The sequence below is a fragment of the Vibrio sp. nBUS_14 genome (assembly GCF_051201655.1).
Classification (GTDB): Bacteria; Pseudomonadota; Gammaproteobacteria; order Enterobacterales; family Vibrionaceae; genus Vibrio.
Window position 1 is genome coordinate 2,738,895 of record NZ_CP179206.1, and the last position, 20,265, is coordinate 2,759,159.

The window sequence follows — 20,265 nt, forward strand, 5'->3', positions numbered from 1 at the left end:
AACAAGCGTTGCTTTTGCAAAAAACACTCAATTAACGCCCTATCTCAACAACCTAAATAGACAAACTCAGCTTCTCAAAAGTTGTTTGTCAAAAACCCCTCAGGAAATGTGAATTTTCTATCAATCCGGCCTATAAGAAAGCTCTCAAAATTGGTATGATTACCGCCATTTTTGTGAACTTAAACAGAGTCTGTTGTTCATTTCAGCATTAAATCGTTAACTAGACGCATAATTAGCCAAATTTAATGCCCACGAAATAACGGCCACTCTTATTCATCCTTGAATTGAAGGAAACGCGTGTGAATATCCAAGCACTGATTAATGACAAAGTATCTCAGGCTCTAGAAGCCGCTGGCGCACCTGCAGGCTTTCCTGCGGCTGTTCGCCAATCTGCAAAAACACAATTTGGTGACTACCAAGCAAACGGCGTTATGGGTGTTGCTAAACGACTAGGCACTAACCCTCGAGAATTTGCTCAAAAAGTATTGGACGTTCTAAACCTAGACGGTATCGCTTCTAAAGTTGAAATCGCAGGTCCAGGTTTCCTAAACATATTCCTAGATGAAGCATTCCTAGCACAACAAGCAGACGCTGCACTGGCTGACTCTCGCCTTGGTGTTGCAGCAGCTAAAGCACAAACGATTGTTGCTGACTACTCTGCACCAAACGTTGCAAAAGAAATGCACGTTGGTCACCTACGTTCAACGATCATCGGTGATGCTGTTGTTCGTACACTTGAGTTCTTAGGTCATCAAGTTATCCGTGCTAACCACATTGGTGACTGGGGCACTCAATTCGGTATGCTTATCGCAAACCTTGAGCGTATCCAAGCTGAAACTGGCGAAGTTTCAATGGAACTTTCAGATCTTGAGCAGTTCTACCGTGAATCTAAAAAGCTTTACGACGAAGACGAAGAATTCGCAGTGAAAGCACGTGGCTACGTAGTAAAACTGCAAAGCGGCGACGCATACTGCGCTGAAATGTGGAAAAAGCTGGTTGACGTAACCATGGTTCAAAACCAACGTAACTACGATCGCCTAAACGTATCACTGACACGTGATGATGTAATGGGTGAAAGTATGTACAACCACATGCTTTCAAACATCGTTTCTGATCTACAAGCACAAGGCCTAGCAAAAGAGTCTAACGGCGCACAAGTTGTATTCCTAGACGAATACAAAAACAAAGACGGCGACCCGATGGGCGTTATCGTGCAAAAACGTGACGGTGGCTTCCTATACACCACCACCGATATTGCATGTGCTAAATACCGTTTTGAAGAACTGGGCGCAGACCGCGTACTTTACTTCATTGACTCTCGTCAGCACCAACACCTAATGCAAGCTTGGACTATCGTTCGTAAAGCGGGTTATGTTCCTGAGTCTGTATCTCTTGAGCACCACGCATTTGGCATGATGCTAGGTAAAGATGGTAAGCCATTTAAAACTCGTGCAGGCGGTACAGTGCGTCTTGCTGATCTTCTGGACGAAGCCGAAGTACGTGCAACTCAGCTGATTGAATCTAAAAACCCTGAGCTAGCAGAAGACGAGAAGAAAACCATCGCGAATACAGTAGCAATGGCGGCTGTTAAATACGCAGACCTTTCTAAGCACCGTACCACTGATTACGTGTTCGACTGGGAAAACATGCTGGCATTTGAAGGCAACACAGCACCGTACATGCAGTACGCATATACTCGTGTCGCTTCGATCTTTGCTAAAGCAGGCATTTCTATGGACTCTCTTGAAGGTGAAATCAAAATCACGGAAGAGAAAGAGAAAGCACTTATCGCGAAACTTCTACAATTTGAAGAAGCGGTACAGTCTGTTGCTCGTGAAGGTCAACCACACATCATGTGTAGCTACCTCTTCGAACTTGCTGGTCAATTCTCTAGCTTCTACGAAGCGTGTCCAATCCTTGTGGCTAAAGACGAAACCGTTAAACAGAGCCGCCTGAAGCTTGCTGCACTGACAGCTAAGACTATCAAGCAAGGCCTGTCGCTTCTAGGTATTGAAACTCTAGAGCGCATGTAGCTTGACCGTATGTAATCCTCTTCTCGGATTGCAATGAATACATACAAAGGTTGATGTGAGAGCATCAACCTTTTGTTTTATCTAACGTATACTGATACCAATCGTAGTAAATAACTAATCATCCTAGCTGGTTAAAACACTCGATAACTGCGTTAAAGTTTTTGATTACGGAATAACTACTTATCAAAAAAATCTGCCTGGTTCTCAAACCTTTTTCCTGCGCTATTTCTGATCATTGACTTACTGTGATTGATATGTCTTCAATAAATCGAAATGGATAATAATAATGAGCTTTGAACTTCACCCACAGTTAGCAAAAGACACCACGCTTATCGGCGAATTCCCACTAAGCTTGGCTCTGCTAAGCAAAGACAGCGCCGTGCCTTGGGTTATCTTGGTACCAAAACGTGCCAACCTAAAAGAACTGCACCATCTACCAATGAAAGAACAACAGCAGTTCTTACTTGAATCTCAAGCGGTAAGCCAAGCATTAGAAGCGACATTCCAACCAGACAAGCTAAACCTAGGTGCACTGGGTAACATGGTACCTCAACTGCACATCCACCATATTGCACGCTTCAAAGATGACATCGCATGGCCAGGACCAGTATGGGGTAACACCAAAGGCGAGCAGCGCAGTGAAGAAGAACAAGCAGTGATCCATGCTCGCATCCAGAATGTTCTGTCATTGAGCTCTATCTTCAAGAAAGCTTAAGCACCCTTGAAGTCGGTAATGCCTAGTCATTAGGCATTACCATTATTACCAGTGCGTAATAATAATTCACAAGAACACACCATTATCACAATAAGTGTTACAACGTATACTCTCTCGCACACAACATAGAGAGAGCATCATGAAACAAACCTTCAACCTATTTCGTCACATCAGCTGGATCGCCATCGTATGCTCTATGCTTGCTGCGCTACTTTTGTTTTTCATGGGGGCGACTAAGACCTACTCTGCTTTTGCGATCTTCATGCTCAATCAGGTGCCACCAGAATCACTGGCGCATTTAGACACAACAGATATCGCTATCTCATACTTAATTAAGTCTTTGGATACATTCCTAATTGCTTTTGTACTCTTCATTTTTTCTCACGGTGTGTTCACTTTATTCATCTCAGACAAAAGTCACACAATGAATAGCAACCAACAGGTCAACAAGAACAAAGTACTTAGCTGGATAAAAACACCCAACATTGGACATCTAAAAAACATTTTGGCTGAAGTGATTATCATCATTCTATTCGTGAAGTTTTTGGAGCTTGTACTCCTCAATTTCGACAGTATCGAATGGGACATACTCGTTTTGCCAGTATCCATACTCTTACTGAGCATCGGACTTAAAGTTCTCGGGTTAGGTGAAACCAAAGAGTCCTAATTACACAAGCACAAACAAAAAACCGCAGCTCATAGGCTGCGGTTTTTTATTATATATTCCCCCCAAACTACATCATCACATTAAGTGACAGACCATCTTGTTTGCTGATGGTGTAACGAATACGTGTTGTATGCCCATGTTTGTTGGTATCGACCAAGCGGGAAACTTTCCCTTTCTTGACCCAAACACTCAGCATCGCATCGACACCGTCTTCGCTCATACCAAACTTAGACGCAAGTTCATTGCGAGCTGCAACGCCCTCGTTATCAATGTACTGATGAAGTTCAGTTAAGATCATGCTACTTGCACCTCTAGTGCTTTCTGCTTACTGCCGACTTTCTTAAAGACTCTATAGGTCAGTACAAAACCACTAGCAATCGCAACCATCCATACCGCACTGCTAATTGGGTGAGCAGCGAAGTTTGCCGCTTGGTAATAGAAAGTCGCACCAAAGTAGCCAAGTGCCATTGTCCAAACTGCGATGAAACGCGCAAACATCTGACCAAATTCACGAACATAAGCCCCCATCGCTGCTACACAAGGTGTGTAAAGCAAGATTAGGATTAAGTAAGCAAATGCCGCATGCCCTGATACAAACTTGTCTTTCAGGTTACCAAAGATAGACGAATCAACTTCTTGGTCTGCAGCAACAGAGCCAGAATCCGATAAGTCACCCACTTCAATACCTAACGGATCTGAATAGCTCAAACCAGATAGATTTTCAGGGATAGTCATGACTGCTTCTTGCAAGCTTGCAGCTAGATCAAATTCAGCAGCTCCCTCGTCTGAAGGAGTGGTGTACAAGCTGTTTAATGTACCGACAACCGCTTCTTTCGCAAAGATACCTGTGATGATACCAACCGTTGCAGGCCAGTTCTCTTCAGTAATACCAATAGGTTGGAACACCGGCGTTACAACTTGCGCGGCTTTAGACAACACTGAATTTTCGCTGTCTTCGTTACCAAAGCTTCCGTCCATACCTAGAGAATTCAAGAAGCTCAGGATTGCCACAACCATTACGATGGTTTTACCTGCACCAAACACGAAACGTTTCAATTTCTGCCACATTTTGAGCATCACGTTCTGCACGGTTGGCAATTCGTAATCTGGCATTTCCATGACCAAGCTATCGCTGCTGCCAGGATAGATTGTACTTTTAAGGAATAGACCTGTGAACACAGAAGCAACAATGCCCATGATGTACAAAGCGAAGACTACGTTTTGCCCAGCACCCGGGAAGAAAGCTGCTGCAAACAGTGCGTACACAGGTAGACGAGCACCACATGACATAAACGGTGCCATTGATGCAGCCAGTTTACGTTCACGCTCTTGGTCAAGAGTACGTGTTGCCATGATAGAAGGAACGTTACAGCCAAAACCGAGAACCAGAGGGACAAAAGCCTTACCCGGCAAGCCGATTTTCTGCATCACTTTATCAAGTACAAAGGCAGCACGCGCCATGTAGCCTGAACTTTCTAGTACCGCTAAGAATAGGTAAAGAGCAGCGATTACCGGAATAAAGGTTGCAACCGTTTGAATACCACCACCGATACCATCGGCAAGGATAGTCACGAACCAAACAGGTAAATGTCCGTCTAATAAGTAATGGCCACCATCAACCAATAACGCACCTACGCCAATATCAAAGAAATCGATAAACGCACTGCCGATATTGATAGAGAACATGAACATCAGGTACATAATGACGAAGAAGAAAGGAATACCAACCCACTTGTTCAAAATGAATTGATCTGCTTTTTCTGTGAAGTTTCGGCTTAGCTTACCTTCACTGCGGCGGACACGCTTACAAAGGTCATGTAGAAAAGTGTATTTTGCATCGGCAACCGCTAGGTCAATATCAAAGTCAGCACTCAGGCGCACGCTATCAATTTGAGTGCGTGGCTGAGGAGCAAGGCCATTTAGAACCAAGTAATCATTTTCTAAAGCACGAATCGCTAGTGCTCTATGCGATACATCAGTATCATCAAATTGTGATTCAACAGAAGGAATTAGTGCTTCTAATGCTGCGTCGTAATCGATAGAGATCGGGTCAAGGCTCACACCTTGAACAAGTAACTTATGAAGTCGTTCTTTAAAGCGAACCACTTGGCCTTTGTCGTTTGCAGACAAGCTCAGAACCGGACAGCCTAACTCTTTTTCTAGAGCCTTAAGGTTAATAACCTGACGTTCACGCTTTAATACATCCATTTTGTTCAATACAACGATCATTGGACGACCCAATTCTCGCAATTGTAATGTCATGTATAAGCTTCTTTCCAAACAGCTCGCATCAACAACATTGATGATCACATCTGCTGGGTGAGTAAGCACAGCGCGAGATGCAATAGACTCATCGATGCTGTTCGCGTCATTACCACTGTCTAGCGCGTAGATACCAGGTAAATCGGTAAGCTGAAATTTATCACCAGCGTGAGAATAGACACCCGTCTTCTTTTCTACAGTTACACCGACCCAGTTACCAACATGTTGCTTGGCGCCGGTCAATGCATTAAATAATGTTGTCTTACCACTATTCGGGTTACCAACGGTTAGAACTTGATAATCCATTTAGATAACCTCGATTTGTTCTGCGATGCTTTCACGAATGGCGATTGAAACCCCTCTCACTTCAACTTGAAGCGGATCACCCATAGGTGCACGGCGAATCAACGTCACCTCGGTTTTTGGCAACATGCCCATGACCATAAGTTTTTTTCTAACTTCTGGTGTTAAACCTGTTAATGCAACAATAGAAGCCGCTTTGCCTTGCTCTAGTTGTGAGAGTTTCATAAATATCCAATTCGTGACTGATAATGAGAAAGATTGTTATTACCAGAATAATACACATATATGACCACAATTATACTGTGTGAAATCAATGTTTTCGAAAATACATACTCGTAAATTTCGTTAAAAACGCTTACGTTAAAAACGTTAATTTCAACAAGAAACGAGAACTACCTCACTAGTACAAACCAATAAAAAAAACCATAAATCACTACTTATCAGTGGCTTAAAATAATGTCGGTTTTATCATGGTCATCTGTCGTTAATTTTATAAGTAAAATAAGTGGGCAGACGTATAGTTACTACGTCGAAGAGGAACTACTTCTCTTTAATTTTATTCCAGAGGTGATGTGGCTTGCCATATCACTCCAGCAGCAAGCGAAGGTGTCCTTGACACCCGTGGTATAGTCCCCCCGGCTATGCCACGATATTTTTTTCTTCCTCGTTATATCCCTAGCAAATTTACTGTAACCCTAACCCTAACTCTCTATCTCTATCTCTATCTCTATCTCTATCTCTATCTCTATCTCGTATGAGCATAAAAAAAGCCCCAACACGAATGTCGAGGCTTAGAGTATCTTTATCTATGTGGAAACAGAGTGAATCCGCAGATCACTACTCTTCGTTGTTTTCCGCAAACTTAGAGGGAGACATACCAAAGTGATACTTAAACCTTTGGCTAAAGTAAGATGGATCATTGAATCCAGAATCAAAGGCTACGTCTGACACTTTTTCTCCCGCGAGTAAGCGCTCACAAGCATGCTCAAGGCGAACTTCATTCAAGTGTTCCTTGAATGTCTTGTGATAGGCTAATTTAAATCGTCGTTGTAAGCTTCTCTCAGACATAAACAAATACTTCGCAGCCATTGCTGTACCAAACTCAGCATCAGCGTAGTGCTCACTCACAAGCTGTGAAACTTTGTTTTTCCACTCTTGTTCCGCACTCACTTTCTGTTGTTCTGAGCTTGATATAGCGTACTTAATCGTCTCGATTTGCTCTATGGTGCTCGTCTCAAGGTTCTTCAATACTTGATATTCAATTGGCCAAGACAGTTGAACTTTATTTTGAGAATCCGAGATGAAGGCATTAAGTACTCCGCCACTCTGATTCATCAACAAAGGCAGCTTTTCAATATTAAGATCGGTTGATTTCCCGCTACTGTCATTAATCGCTGAAGCCAATTTAGGGAAAGGCATGCCATGATCTCTTATCGTAACGACGAGATGGTCTTTAACCTCTTCAACCAATATCACCATACTCTGCGATTTAAAATTTCGCTTGATGATACTGGCGACCAAGCTATTAAAGATAATATCGAGATTAAAATACAACAGCGACACATGTCGATGCTTGGTTTCAACGCAGATATCCAGCTCTATCCCCGCTTTGGTTAAATCACCTTTCCAAGCTTTGAGTACCGACTCCAAGATCAAAATCACGTCGTAGCAAACCGTCCCCTCTCCCTCTTGGCTATTACTCAACTGAGCTAAGCCATTTTTTAACGCTAGGATCGGAGATTTTTCTTGGTCATCATTCCAGTTGGGTAACATGACACCAATTTGGTTTACTTCAGCGGACAATTCTTCCGCCGTATGAGAAACAAGTGCATTCTTAACAGACAGTTGCTTTTTGAGCTGTTGATTGGTCGTTAATAGTATACGACTTTGATGCCTTAGCTGATCGGTCTTTAAAGCGACTTGCGCTTTTAAATGCCTATTGGCAAAAGTCACATAGCGTGAACGCCAGAACACCAGCATAGTGACCACACAAATAAGGAGTATCAGGAAACTCGCGGCTGCCCAATTACTGAGATACCAGGGCTCAGCTATCGAGAAGCTTTGATTGGTGGAAACAAAACGATAATGCGAGTCCTTCACCGGCTTCACTTCAAGCGTGTAGTCACCTGGAAGCAAATGGTCTAGCGTTAGCAAGCCCCCCTCAAATTCTCTCCAGGGTTCATTGTCATTGAGCCTATACTCCATCGCAGGAGCAAACATCGCGGGTAAAATACCAAGCTTGAAACCAATGGAAGATCCATAAGGTATCTCTTTTAAATCAACCGTTCTTCCGCCAAGTGATACCGTTTCTTGATTAACACTGATCTTACTTAGCAAGGCTCGGCTATGAGGCGTCGTCGATACCAATAACTCATTGGACAATGCGCTGACTACACCATACTTAGAACCTAAAACGAGCCTCGAGGATTGACTTTCTTCAGTGTAAAACAGTGCACAAGCGCCGGCCGTTAATTCATTGGTGATCAAACCAAATGGTGAGCCAATGTGTTTATGCAACTGACCATCGAGACCGTAATAACTGATACCTTTCGATGAACCCAACCACACACCATTGTTATCGCTGATTAAACAATTGGGACTAATATTATCTTCGACAAGAGCGATCTCTTCGATTATATAGCTATCGTAGGGGATTCGATAAACGCCATAACTGCCAGCAAACCACTGAGAACCATCTTTTGCTTGCTCAATATCGACAACTTTGCCAAATCTCTCACTAGAACGGCTGAAACTGATTCTCTTATCTATAAAGGAGTAGAAGCCGTGGTCCGTGCCGATATAAACACTGCCTTGCAAGCCGATATTTAGATCTGTGATTTTGGCGGGGAGAAACTTATCAACCAGCCAATCAGTGCCGTAAGACGCTAACTGCATGGTCTGGATCGATAAAGAATATAGGTCTTGCCCAGACGTCATCCACAAAACTTGGTTAGCTTGAAGAGCGAAGTTCTCAACATGAATGCCCTGAATCGCTCTCGGCAGCTCAAGTGGTTCAGGATCCAACGTCTGGCTATTAAAACTGAGAATGCCTTCTTCGGTGGCTATCCAGATTGAAGAACCTAAGACCTCAAAATCTTGAACGGATTTTGTATAGACACGAATAGGAAGAGCTTCACTTTGCGAATCGACCAGATATAGGCCCATTGATGACGCGACCCAAGACAAATGTGCATCAACGGGCAGCACTTTGTTGATTACAACGCTACTCGAGTGCATCCCCATTCCGTTAAGTGGCGTTCGAGAGAAAGTCTTACTAAACAATGAGAAATAGCGAATACCATTGTTGGTCGCGACCCACATACCACCAGCATGATCATTAATAAGCGAGTATATTTTCTCACCCGGTAACGAAAAATCTTGATTGGTCGCACGCTTGAAGTGGGTCGTTTGTCCCGTGATAAAATTGTAACTCACTAACCCATGCTCTGTACCAATCCAATATTGGTCTGAGGTTTCAGCGAGAGATAGCACATGTGATCCACGAACATACGTCACTTGATCTGGGTTCGAGAAGTCGATAATGACCGCGCCATTTAAGGTGCCGATGACTAACTCACGCCTAGAGTTCGAAAAATAGATAGTCTCTATGTGATTCTTTTCTGATGCTGAGACATGAGTAAACTCTTGATTTTCTGAAATATAAACACCCGCACTGGTCGCCAAAACCCACTTTGACAACATCCACTCAGCATCATTAATCGCAATATCGCTGCTGTTATTATATCGATACAGCTTTAGTAACGAATAGGTATTAAACTCTAGAGTTTGGGTGTTATACGTATAGAAATTAGCCCCATCCGTTACCCATATAAAATCACCAGATGCACCGATATTCGCGATTTCAGCCCCTGGCCTTAAACTGAAAGCGAGCTCATTGCCAATGCCTGGATTGTGTCGGTAGACCTCGTTGTCGAAAAACGTCCAAAACTCATCGTTAAGAAAAGCAACGCTTTCCGATGCAAACTGAAGAAGACTTCCCTTACGCGGAAGTAAGGTTCGACCATCGTAAAATAACACTTTTCCATGTACATCATGGATCCACAATCCGCCTCCAGCCCCTAGATAGAGATTTTTGGCCGCTAGGAAATTCCCTTGCGCCTGAACAGGCAAAGGGTAAAACACAGAGAGTGAGGTATTTACCGCTAAAACGCTAAATGAAATGCTCATTAACATGAACATTCTTAAGATAATTTGAGACAACTTTTAATCCTGAACAGCAACAACACATGAAATTTCATTAGCCGCAACGTCTTATCATTGCTTCAACAGAAACTAAGTTTTTTTGTGCTTATTATTATCTTTCTATTTTAGCGGAAATTATCGAAGGAAGAAGAGGGTTTCTTTTTTTGTTGGAAGGTTTTATCTTAGCGGTCACGAAAATGCCGCAAAAAGCGGCATGATTCATAAATTATCGAGAGTAAAGTAGAATAAAAAATACTCGCTATTGATTACTTTGCACTTAAGCAGCTTGTGTAGCTGTCTGTAAGTTGTTGAAGAAAATCGAAGTAACTTCCATTCTTCACCTCAACACTTGAGCCGATCGGGTCAAGTTGACCTTGTTTAGCGTTACTGCCACGCGTCACTGATTCGATTACAGCAGGTGTAAATTGGGGCTCAGAGAACACGCACTGAACATTTTCACGTACCAGCGTTTTCTTAATAGCAATTAGGCTTTTTGCACCCGGTTTACGTTCAGGGCTTACCGTGAAGTGACCTAGGTTATTCAGCTCAAACTCTTGCTCGAAATAGCCATACGCATCATGGAACACGTAGTAACCTTCGTCTTTGACTGGTGCAAGTTGCTCACGAATAGACTCTTGCTTCTCTTTCAATGCAATCAAGAATGAGTCTAGGTTCTCTTGATACACCATTGCGTTGTCAGGGTCAGTTTCAATCAACTTAGCTGAGATGTATTTTGATGCTACTGCAACTTGGTCGATACCTAACCAAAAATGAGGGTCGTGGCTGCCGTGATGGTGCCCTTCATGAGCATCGTGATCATGCTCTTCATGTCCGAACTCTCTCAAGTTAATACCAGGAATCTCACTGATCTGGATAACGTTCTCTTTGGAGCCAATCACCTTCGTCAAGAAAGCTTCTAGGTCAGGACCGAACCAAACGACCATATCCGCACTATGAACTTTTTTCACATCAGATGGTTTAAGCGCATAATCGTGCGGCGAAGCGTTGCTGTTCATCAACACACCCGGTTCACTAACGCCTTGCGTTAATTCCGTCACAATCATTTGAATTGGTTTAAAACTTGTTAAAATAGTATTGGCACTTGCAACACTTGGCGCTAAAAGCAAAGTAGCAAGAATAAAAGATGAACGTGACATAATTCCTCGATAATAGAAAAGTAGCTTAGGCTTGAGGTAAATGTTACATTATAACATTAGCGAATTGCAAATGAGTTCTATTCATGGATAACTTAATCCAACTAGATTCTGTGAACGTCGAATTTGACGGTCGAAAAGTTTTAGACAACATCTCTCTAAATTTAGAGCGTGGCAGAATCACTACCCTAATTGGGCCAAATGGCGCAGGAAAATCAACCTTAGTTAAGGTACTACTAGGGCTCCAGCACAAATATTCAGGAAAGATCACCAAATCAAAAAAATTAAAAATTGGTTACGTTCCTCAAAAGCTAAAGCTGAACGACTCTCTGCCTCTCAATGTAGAGCGTTTCCTTAAGCTCACCGGAAAGTTCAGCAAACAAGAAATTCTAGAATCTTTGATGCTAGTAGGTGCTGAGCACCTAATGAAAAGTAACATGCACCAACTGTCTGGTGGCGAAAACCAACGCGTGCTGATCGCTCGCTCTCTTTTGAAAAGACCCGACCTACTCGTTCTTGATGAACCCGCACAAGGTGTTGATGTTCAGGGACAAATTGATCTCTACGACCTGATAGATTCCATTCGTCACCGTTTTGGTTGCGCTGTCTTTATGGTTTCACACGACTTGCATTTAGTGATGGCAAAAACAGACGATGTGATCTGTTTGCATCACCACATCTGTTGCTCGGGTGCACCGGCTGATATCAAACACCACCCTTCTTATATCGCCTTGTTCGGTACTGCGGTTCAAGAAAGTTTGGCTTTCTATCACCACCAACATGATCACCATCACCATGATTTGGCAGGCCAGCCAGTTTCTGGGGATGTGCACGACTGCTCCAACTATGAACACGGACACCACCACTAATGCTTGAGTTTCTTTTACCTTCTATTCTTGCAGGCTTAGGCATTGCTCTTATTGCTGGTCCACTGGGTTCGTTCGTGGTATGGCGCAAAATGGCTTACTTTGGTGACACGCTTGCTCACGCTTCTTTGATGGGCTTAGCACTTGGCTTTCTGTTCAACATTAACTTATATTTCGCGCTACTGATTTGTTGTTTGATACTAGCAGTGTTGCTGGTTACCTTACAAAAGCAAAAGCTGGTCGCGACCGATACCCTACTCGGTATTTTGGCGCACAGCGCTCTGTCTTTGGGTCTTGTCGCCGTGAGTTTCTTAGATAACGTTCGTGTTGACCTAATGAGCTACCTATTTGGTGACTTGCTGGCAGTATCTCCTACTGATTTAGTGTTCATCTATGCGGGTGCTGCTGTGATCGGATTGGTGCTTGCTATCTTTTGGCAACCACTATTATCAACAACGGTAAATGAAGATCTCGCGGCGGTTGATGGCATCAACATTGACTTAATGCGCCTAATCCTGATGTTACTGGTTGGTATTGTAATTGCGGTCGGTATGAAGTTTGTTGGCGCGTTAATCATGACATCGCTGCTGATCATACCTGCAGCTACAGCAAGAAAATTCGCGAATACACCCGAGCAAATGGCCTTCCTCGCGTCTGTAATAGGTTCTATCGCTGTGTTCGGAGGGTTGAGCTTGTCTTGGTTCTATGACACGCCAGCCGGCCCTTCTGTTGTTATCAGTGCTGCGGCAATGTTTATGCTATCTCAAATGTACAGAACCCGCACCTAAAGTGAAAAATCGGATTCATTCTGGCTTTTAACAACACAACTGTTGATGCGGCAGTCGTTTATAAAAAAATCGGTCCAAAAAGAAAAAGGCTTGGTCAATGACCAAGCCTTTCTTATATCGTTCAGTTAGCTTCTATCTCATTCGATAAAAGACAGCTGATTACCAACCTGTGATTTCACGTAGACCTTTACCGATGTCAGCAAGAGACTTAACAGTCTTAACGCCTGCTGCTTCTAGTGCCGCGAATTTATCTTCAGCAGTACCTTTACCGCCAGAGATGATTGCGCCAGCGTGGCCCATACGTTTACCCGGAGGAGCAGTAACACCAGCGATGTAAGATACAACTGGCTTAGTTACGTTTGCTTTGATGAACTCAGCAGCTTCTTCTTCCGCAGTGCCACCGATCTCACCAATCATTACGATTGCTTCAGTCTCTGGGTCTTCTTGGAAAAGTTGTAGGATATCAATGAAGTTTGAACCTGGGATAGGGTCACCACCGATACCAACACATGTAGACTGACCAAAGCCTTCATCTGTTGTTTGCTTAACAGCTTCGTACGTCAGAGTACCTGAACGAGATACGATACCTACTTTACCCTTCTTATGGATATGACCAGGCATGATACCAATCTTACACTCGTCTGGAGTGATAAGACCTGGACAGTTAGGACCGATCATGCGAACGCCAGTTTCTTCTAGCTTCACTTTAACGTCAATCATATCTGTTGTAGGGATACCTTCAGTGATCGTTACGATCAGTTCGATACCTGCATCAATAGCTTCTAGGATTGCATCTTTACAGAAAGGAGCTGGTACGTAGATAACTGTTGCAGTTGCGCCAGTTACTTCTACTGCTTCACGTACTGTGTTAAATACTGGAAGGCCTAGGTGAGTTTGACCACCTTTACCAGGTGAAACACCACCAACCATTTGCGTACCGTATGCGATAGCTTGGTCTGAGTGGAATGTACCTTGACCGCCAGTGAAACCCTGACAGATTACTTTAGTGTCTTTGTTAATTAATACAGACATTATTTAGCCTCCGCAGCAGCAACAACTTTCTGAGCTGCATCTGTTAGAGATACAGCAGCAATGATATCAACATCAGAATTAGCAAGTACTTCACGACCTAGGTCTGCGTTTGTACCTTCTAGACGAACAACGACAGGAACTGTTACGCCAACTTCTTTAACTGCACCAATAATACCTTCAGCGATCATGTCACAACGAACGATGCCACCGAAGATGTTTACGAGTACTGCTTTAACATTGTCATCAGAAAGGATGATCTTGAATGCTTCAGCTACACGCTCTTTTGTTGCGCCGCCGCCTACATCAAGGAAGTTTGCTGGCTTGCCGCCGTGTAGGTTTACGATATCCATCGTACCCATAGCAAGGCCTGCACCGTTAACCATACAGCCAACGTTGCCATCAAGTGCTACGTAGTTCAGTTCCCACTGAGCTGCGTGCGCTTCGCGCTCGTCTTCTTGTGAAGGATCGTGCATTTCACGAAGCTTTGGCTGACGGTACATTGCATTTGAGTCAATGTTGATCTTGCCGTCTAGACAAAGAAGATTACCTTCATTTGTAATAACAAGCGGGTTAATCTCTAGTAGAGCTAGGTCGTACTGAGCGAACATTTCACCAAGACCCATGAAGATCTTAACGAACTGTTTAATTTGATCGCCAGCTAGGCCAAGTTTGAATGCCAGTTCACGGCCTTGGTAAGCTTGAGGACCAACTAGAGGATCGATCGCAGATTGGTGAATCAACTCTGGAGTTTCTTCAGCGATTTTCTCAATGTCCACACCGCCTTCAGTTGACGCCATGAATACAATTTTGCGAGTTGCACGGTCAACAACAGCACCTAGGTAAAGCTCGTTCGCAATGTTTGATGCTTCTTCAACTAGGATCTTTGTTACAGGTTGACCATTAGCGTCTGTTTGGTAAGTCACTAGGTTTTTACCTAGCCACTTTTGTGCAAACTCTTTAACGCCTTCTTTGGTGTCATGCAGCTCTACGCCGCCCGCTTTACCGCGACCACCAGCGTGTACTTGACACTTAACGACTTTCTTGGCTGTACTGATACGGCCTGCAGCTTCGAAAGCTTCTTGTGCTGTATCACATGCGAAACCTTCTGGTACAGGCAAACCGAATTCTGCAAACAGCTGTTTGGCTTGGTATTCATGCAAATTCATTTTGATATTCCGTTTATTTTCCCTTGAGGGATTATTATTTCCATAACGACACAGTTTCCTGTGGTACGTCTGTAGGGTCTTCTCAAATCAACTGCTTTCCATTTTCTAATGGCTTTACAGTTCAAGTGAAGGCCAGACGTTGAGCAGCCTAGCCTTTGAAAATTTTTACGTCTAGCTCACTGAGTTAACTAGACGTTTTAGAGATACTAAACATCTAATAGCAGACGTGCAGGATCTTCTAGAAGCTCTTTGATTGTCACTAGGAAGCCAACTGATTCACGGCCATCGATTAGACGGTGATCGTAAGAAAGCGCTAGGTACATCATTGGTAAGATCTCAACCTTGCCATCAACAGCCATTGGACGATCTTGGATTTTGTGCATACCCAAAATTGCCGCTTGAGGTGGGTTGATGATTGGCGTTGACATTAGAGAGCCAAAAACACCACCGTTCGTGATAGTGAAGTTACCGCCCATAAGCTCATCAACAGTTAGCTTGCCGTCACGGCCTTTGATTGCTAGTTCTTTGATGCCTTTTTCGATGTCAGCAAAACCTAGTGTGTCACAGTCTTTCAGTACTGGAGTCACTAGACCACGTGGCGTTGATACTGCCATGCTGATGTCGAAGTAGTTGTGGTAAACGATATCTGTACCATCAATAGAAGCGTTAACTTCTGGGAAACGTTTCAGTGCTTCTGTTACTGCTTTCACGTAGAAAGACATGAAACCAAGACGCGTATCGTGACGCTTCTCGAATTGGTCTTTGTACTGCTTACGAAGGTCCATGATTGGCTTCATATTCACTTCATTGAAAGTAGTCAGCATCGCTGTGCTGTTCTTCGCTTCTAGAAGACGGTTTGCAACTGTCTTACGTAGGCGAGTCATTGGTACGCGTTTTTGGCTGCGAGCTGCTGCTGGCGCTTCAACTGCTGGTGCAGATGCTGCTACCGGAGCCACTTTCGCTGCTGCTAGGTGTGCGTCGATGTCTTCACGAGTAATACGACCACCAACACCAGTACCTTTAACGTCAGCTGGTTGTAGGTTGTGTTCAGCAAGAAGACGACGAACAGCAGGGCTTAGTGCGTCGTTGCTTTCTTCTGTAAGTGCCGCTTTGTGGCGCTTATCAGGAGAAGCTTCTGTATCTTCAGTCGTGTCTTTCGTTGGTTCACCAGCGACAGCACCAGGTTTGATTTTCGCAAGAAGCTGCTTAGAAAGTACCGTAGCACCCTCTTCTTCAATGATAGCTTCTAGAACACCCGCTTCAGGAGCCGGTACTTCTAGAACTACTTTATCTGTTTCGATGTCTACAATGACTTCATCACGAGCAACGGCTTCGCCTGGTTTTTTGTGCCAAGTCGCTACTGTTGCATCAGCCACAGATTCAGGTAAATCTGGAACCAGAATTTCAATTGTCATGTCTGTATTTTCCTTTTACTTCTAGTTCTTAAGCAGGGTCAAAGCGTCGTCTACTAACGCTTTTTGTTGTTTCAAGTGTACCGACATATAGCCAACAGCTGGTGACGCTGATGCAGGACGACCTGCGTATTGAATATCAGCACCCACTGGGATAGCAGCTCGGAAATTATGTTGGCTACTGTACCAAGCACCTTGGTTTTGTGGCTCTTCTTGACACCAAACGTAATCGACTACATTTGTGTATTGAGCGATTGCAGCTCTCACGTCCTCGTAAGGGAACGGGTAAAGTTGCTCAATACGTACAATAGCGACATCGTCTTGCTCGTTCTTGCGTCTTTGGTCAAGCAGGTCAAAGTAAACCTTACCTGAACAGAACACGACGCGTTTTACGTTCTCAGGAGCCAGATCATCAATTTCTGCGATAGCTGGTTGGAACGTACCGTCTGCAAGATCTTCAAGAGAAGACGTACACAGAGGATGACGAAGCAATGACTTCGGTGACATTACAATCAGTGGACGACGCATTGGTCTAACGACCTGACGACGAATCATGTGGTAAACCTGAGCTGGCGTTGAAGGAACAACAACCTGCATGTTTTGTTCAGCACATAACTGAAGGTAACGTTCAAGACGAGCAGAAGAGTGCTCAGGGCCTTGACCTTCATAACCGTGAGGAAGCAGCATTGTTAGGCCACATAGACGCGCCCACTTTTGCTCACCTGACGAGATAAATTGGTCAATAACAACTTGTGCACCGTTTGCGAAGTCACCAAATTGTGCTTCCCAAAGAGTTAGGCCGCTTGGCTCTGCGGTTGCATAGCCGTACTCAAATGCCAACACAGCTTCTTCTGACAATACCGAGTCAAACACTTGGAATGGCCCTTGCTTGTCATGAATGTTCGCAAGAGGAACATACGTGCTTGCGTCAGTTTGGTTATGAAGTACAGAGTGGCGGTGGAAGAACGTGCCACGACCGGAATCTTGGCCAGATATACGAATACGCTTTCCGTCATCAACAAGCGTTGCATACGCTAATGTCTCCGCCATACCCCAATCGACTTGTTTCTCGCCATTAATCATGGCGGTACGATCGTTGTACAGTTTATTTACACGGCTTTGAAGCTTGTGACTATCAGGGTACTGACAAATTTTTGAACCCAGCTCTTTCAGACGCTCGATATCAATTTTGTTGTCCCACTCGATGTTCCAGTCATGACCTAGGTATGGAGACCAGTCAACAGAGTGCATGGCCATTGGGCGCCACTCTTTAACTACAACTTCACCGTGATCAAGAGCATCGCGGTATTCGTTGACGAGTTGAGTTGCCGTATCAATACCAAATTCTCCGCGCTCCATCAGCACATCAGCGTATAGCTTACGTGGTGTTGGGTGCTTCTTAATTTTTTGGTACATCAAAGGCTGAGTTGCATTCGGCTCATCGGCTTCGTTGTGACCGTGGCGACGGTAACAAACCAAGTCAATAACAACATCACGTTTAAATGTATTACGGTAATCCAGCGCTAGACGAGCAACAAAAGCAACCGCTTCTGGATCATCTGCATTTACGTGGAAAATCGGTGCCTGAACCATCTTAGCGATGTCAGTACAGTACATTGTAGAACGAGTATCGCGAGGGTTAGAGGTTGTGAAGCCAACTTGGTTATTCACAACGATACGAACCGTACCACCAACACAGAAACCACGAGCAAGTGACATGTTAAATGTCTCTTGTACAACCCCTTGGCCTGCAATTGCAGAATCGCCATGGATAGTAATCGGTAGTACTCGGCTGCCATCATTATCGTCTAAGCGATCTTGACGAGCACGAACCGAACCAATAACTACAGGGTTTACGATTTCTAGGTGTGAAGGGTTAAATGCCAATACTAAGTGAACATTCCCACGTGGCGTTGCGAAGTCAGCAGAAAAACCTTGGTGGTATTTCACATCACCGGTTCCCCATGTGTCATCGTGCTTACCCGCAAATTCGTCAAATAGGTCTTGTGGCTTTTTACCAAGCACGTTAACCAACATATTTAGACGACCACGGTGAGCCATACCAACAACAACTTCACGCATGCCTTGACCACCAGCATGACGAATAATTTCCTTCGTCATTGGGATCAACGCATCACCACCTTCCAATGAGAAGCGTTTTGCGCCAGGGAATTTAGCACCAAGATAGCGCTCAAGACCTTCAGCAGCAGTTAACTCTTCTAGGAAAGCTTGCTTTTCTTCTTTATCGAAAGAGGGTTGACCAGAAACAGACTCTAAACGTTGTTGAATCCAACGCTTTTGCTCTGTGTTAGTCATGTGCATGTATTCAGCACCAATCGAACCACAATAAGTTTGCTTTAAAGATTTGTACAAATCTCGAAGCACCATCGTCTCTTGGCCAATAGCGTAAGAGCCGACGTTAAATGTCTCATTGAGGTCATCTTCGGTAAGAGTGTGGAAAGAAGGGTCCAATTCAGCGACTGTATCTCTTTCCCATAAACCTAGGGGGTCTAGGTTTGCTGCTTGATGCCCTCGGAATCGATAGGCATTAATCAGTTGCAGAACCTTTACTTGTTTCGCATCGACATCAGGATCACTAACTTGGACACTGTAATGCTTTGTTTCTTGAGCGAGTCGACGGAAGTATTCACGAACGCGAGAGTGTGGTTGTTCCACCGTTTCTGAAGCTTGCACAGGCAATTCTTCAAATACGCTTCTCCATTCGTCACTTACCGAGTCGGGGTCGCTTAGATACAGTTCGTAGAGTTCTTCTACGTACGTTGCATTGGCGCCAGCCAAGTGTGAAGACTCGAGCCATGCCTTCATCACGCCGTTGTGCATATTTTCCCTTAACCAGTAGTTTTCACGTTTGCTGCGGTCTATGCCGAGCTATTAAAAGGCCGCCCCAAAACTTCTGTGGCGGCAATTTTTATATAACTTAAACCGAACGATTCACTAGCATGGTCTTGATATGACCAATCGCTTTCGTCGGATTTAATCCCTTAGGGCAAACACTTACACAATTCATAATGCCATGGCAACGAAAAACGCTAAATGCATCATCAAGATCGGACAGTCGTTCGTCTGTCGCCGTATCTCGGCTATCAATTAGCCAGCGATACGCTGCAAGCAAGCCTGCTGGTCCGATGAATTTATCAGGGTTCCACCAAAACGATGGGCATGACGTTGTACAACATGCACACATGATGCATTCGTACAACCCATCTAAATGAGCTCGCTCATCAGGGCTTTGCAAGTTTTCACGAGCCGGTGGTGTATTGCCATCTGACACTAGGAATGGTTTCACTTTTTCGTAGTTATCGTAAAACTGAGTCATATCAACAATCAGGTCGCGTACAACCGGTAAGCCCGGTAGAGGACGGACTACAATTTTTTTGTGGATTCCAAGCGTGGACAATGGCGTTATACATGCAAGACCATTTTTACCATTCATGTTCATACCGTCCGAGCCACATACACCCTCACGGCATGAACGACGGAATGAAATGGTTGGATCTTGCTCTTTCAAAAGAATAAGCGCGTCTAACAGCATCATGTCAGAGCCTTCTTCCACCTCTAGGGTGTACTCTTTCATGTAAGGCTTCTGGTCCACGTCTGGGTTGTAACGGTATAAAGAGAAATTCAGTTTCATAGTCCTATCTCC

General features: G+C 44.1%; 15 protein-coding genes. 5 read left to right on the forward strand and 10 right to left on the reverse strand.

Features of this window, described 5'->3' with window-relative positions:
• Positions 1–299: 299 nt before the first annotated feature.
• The 3 genes from argS to ACMAZD_RS12870 all read left to right on the forward strand — a co-directional run bounded on the left by argS (position 300) and on the right by ACMAZD_RS12870 (position 3,415).
• Complete coding sequence (gene argS / locus ACMAZD_RS12860; RefSeq protein ID WP_435247515.1) at positions 300–2,033, forward strand: arginine--tRNA ligase; 1,734 nt, start codon at positions 300–302, stop codon at positions 2,031–2,033.
• A gap of 286 nt (positions 2,034–2,319) precedes the next feature.
• A complete protein-coding gene (locus tag ACMAZD_RS12865) occupies positions 2,320–2,748 on the forward strand; it encodes an HIT family protein (protein ID WP_435247516.1) in 429 nt (142 codons plus the stop codon).
• Between the two features lie 139 nt (positions 2,749–2,887).
• Complete coding sequence (locus tag ACMAZD_RS12870; protein ID WP_435247517.1) at positions 2,888–3,415, forward strand: YqhA family protein; 528 nt, start codon at positions 2,888–2,890, stop codon at positions 3,413–3,415.
• 67 nt (positions 3,416–3,482) lie between these two features.
• Here the strand turns inward: ACMAZD_RS12870 and ACMAZD_RS12875 are convergent, their stop codons facing one another.
• The 5 genes from ACMAZD_RS12875 to znuA form a co-directional block, all read right to left on the reverse strand.
• Positions 3,483–3,713: a FeoC-like transcriptional regulator gene (locus tag ACMAZD_RS12875; RefSeq protein ID WP_435247518.1), complete on the reverse strand. Its 231-nt coding sequence runs from the start codon at positions 3,711–3,713 to the stop codon at positions 3,483–3,485.
• Positions 3,710–5,983, reverse strand: coding sequence for a Fe(2+) transporter permease subunit FeoB (gene feoB / locus ACMAZD_RS12880; protein WP_435247519.1), 2,274 nt, complete (start codon positions 5,981–5,983; stop codon positions 3,710–3,712). The genes ACMAZD_RS12875 and feoB overlap by 4 nt, the downstream gene beginning before the upstream one ends.
• Complete coding sequence (locus ACMAZD_RS12885; protein WP_008221191.1) at positions 5,984–6,205, reverse strand: FeoA family protein; 222 nt, start codon at positions 6,203–6,205, stop codon at positions 5,984–5,986.
• Positions 6,206–6,817: 612 nt separating this feature from the next.
• The gene (locus tag ACMAZD_RS12890; protein ID WP_435247520.1) at positions 6,818–10,168 is read right to left on the reverse strand and encodes a helix-turn-helix domain-containing protein; all 3,351 of its coding nucleotides are present in this window, start codon (positions 10,166–10,168) and stop codon (positions 6,818–6,820) included.
• 281 nt (positions 10,169–10,449) lie between these two features.
• Complete coding sequence (gene znuA / locus ACMAZD_RS12895) at positions 10,450–11,340, reverse strand: zinc ABC transporter substrate-binding protein ZnuA (RefSeq protein ID WP_435247521.1); 891 nt, start codon at positions 11,338–11,340, stop codon at positions 10,450–10,452.
• An 83-nt stretch (positions 11,341–11,423) separates the two neighbouring features.
• Between znuA and znuC the strand changes: the two genes are divergently transcribed.
• Together znuC and znuB are read left to right on the forward strand one after the other, a co-directional pair.
• Complete coding sequence (znuC, locus tag ACMAZD_RS12900; RefSeq protein ID WP_435247522.1) at positions 11,424–12,206, forward strand: zinc ABC transporter ATP-binding protein ZnuC; 783 nt, start codon at positions 11,424–11,426, stop codon at positions 12,204–12,206.
• Entirely contained in the window at positions 12,206–12,991 is a 786-nt protein-coding gene (gene znuB, locus ACMAZD_RS12905) for a zinc ABC transporter permease subunit ZnuB (RefSeq protein WP_435247523.1), read from the forward strand. Before znuC ends, znuB begins: the two co-directional genes overlap by 1 nt.
• Before the next feature lie 159 nt (positions 12,992–13,150).
• Here the strand turns inward: znuB and sucD are convergent, their stop codons facing one another.
• The 5 genes from sucD to ACMAZD_RS12930 all read right to left on the reverse strand — a co-directional run bounded on the left by sucD (position 13,151) and on the right by ACMAZD_RS12930 (position 20,253).
• The gene (gene sucD, locus ACMAZD_RS12910; RefSeq protein ID WP_435247524.1) at positions 13,151–14,023 is read right to left on the reverse strand and encodes a succinate--CoA ligase subunit alpha; all 873 of its coding nucleotides are present in this window, start codon (positions 14,021–14,023) and stop codon (positions 13,151–13,153) included.
• Positions 14,023–15,189 (reverse strand): ADP-forming succinate--CoA ligase subunit beta, encoded by a 1,167-nt coding sequence (sucC, locus tag ACMAZD_RS12915; RefSeq protein ID WP_004734210.1) that lies wholly within the window; start codon positions 15,187–15,189, stop codon positions 14,023–14,025. The genes sucD and sucC overlap by 1 nt, the downstream gene beginning before the upstream one ends.
• A gap of 206 nt (positions 15,190–15,395) precedes the next feature.
• Positions 15,396–16,604 (reverse strand): 2-oxoglutarate dehydrogenase complex dihydrolipoyllysine-residue succinyltransferase, encoded by a 1,209-nt coding sequence (odhB, locus tag ACMAZD_RS12920; protein ID WP_435247525.1) that lies wholly within the window; start codon positions 16,602–16,604, stop codon positions 15,396–15,398.
• Positions 16,605–16,625: 21 nt separating this feature from the next.
• Positions 16,626–19,442 (reverse strand): 2-oxoglutarate dehydrogenase E1 component, encoded by a 2,817-nt coding sequence (gene sucA / locus ACMAZD_RS12925; protein WP_435247526.1) that lies wholly within the window; start codon positions 19,440–19,442, stop codon positions 16,626–16,628.
• A gap of 97 nt (positions 19,443–19,539) precedes the next feature.
• Positions 19,540–20,253: a succinate dehydrogenase iron-sulfur subunit gene (locus ACMAZD_RS12930; protein WP_435247527.1), complete on the reverse strand. Its 714-nt coding sequence runs from the start codon at positions 20,251–20,253 to the stop codon at positions 19,540–19,542.
• Between the last annotated feature and the right edge of the window lie 12 nt (positions 20,254–20,265).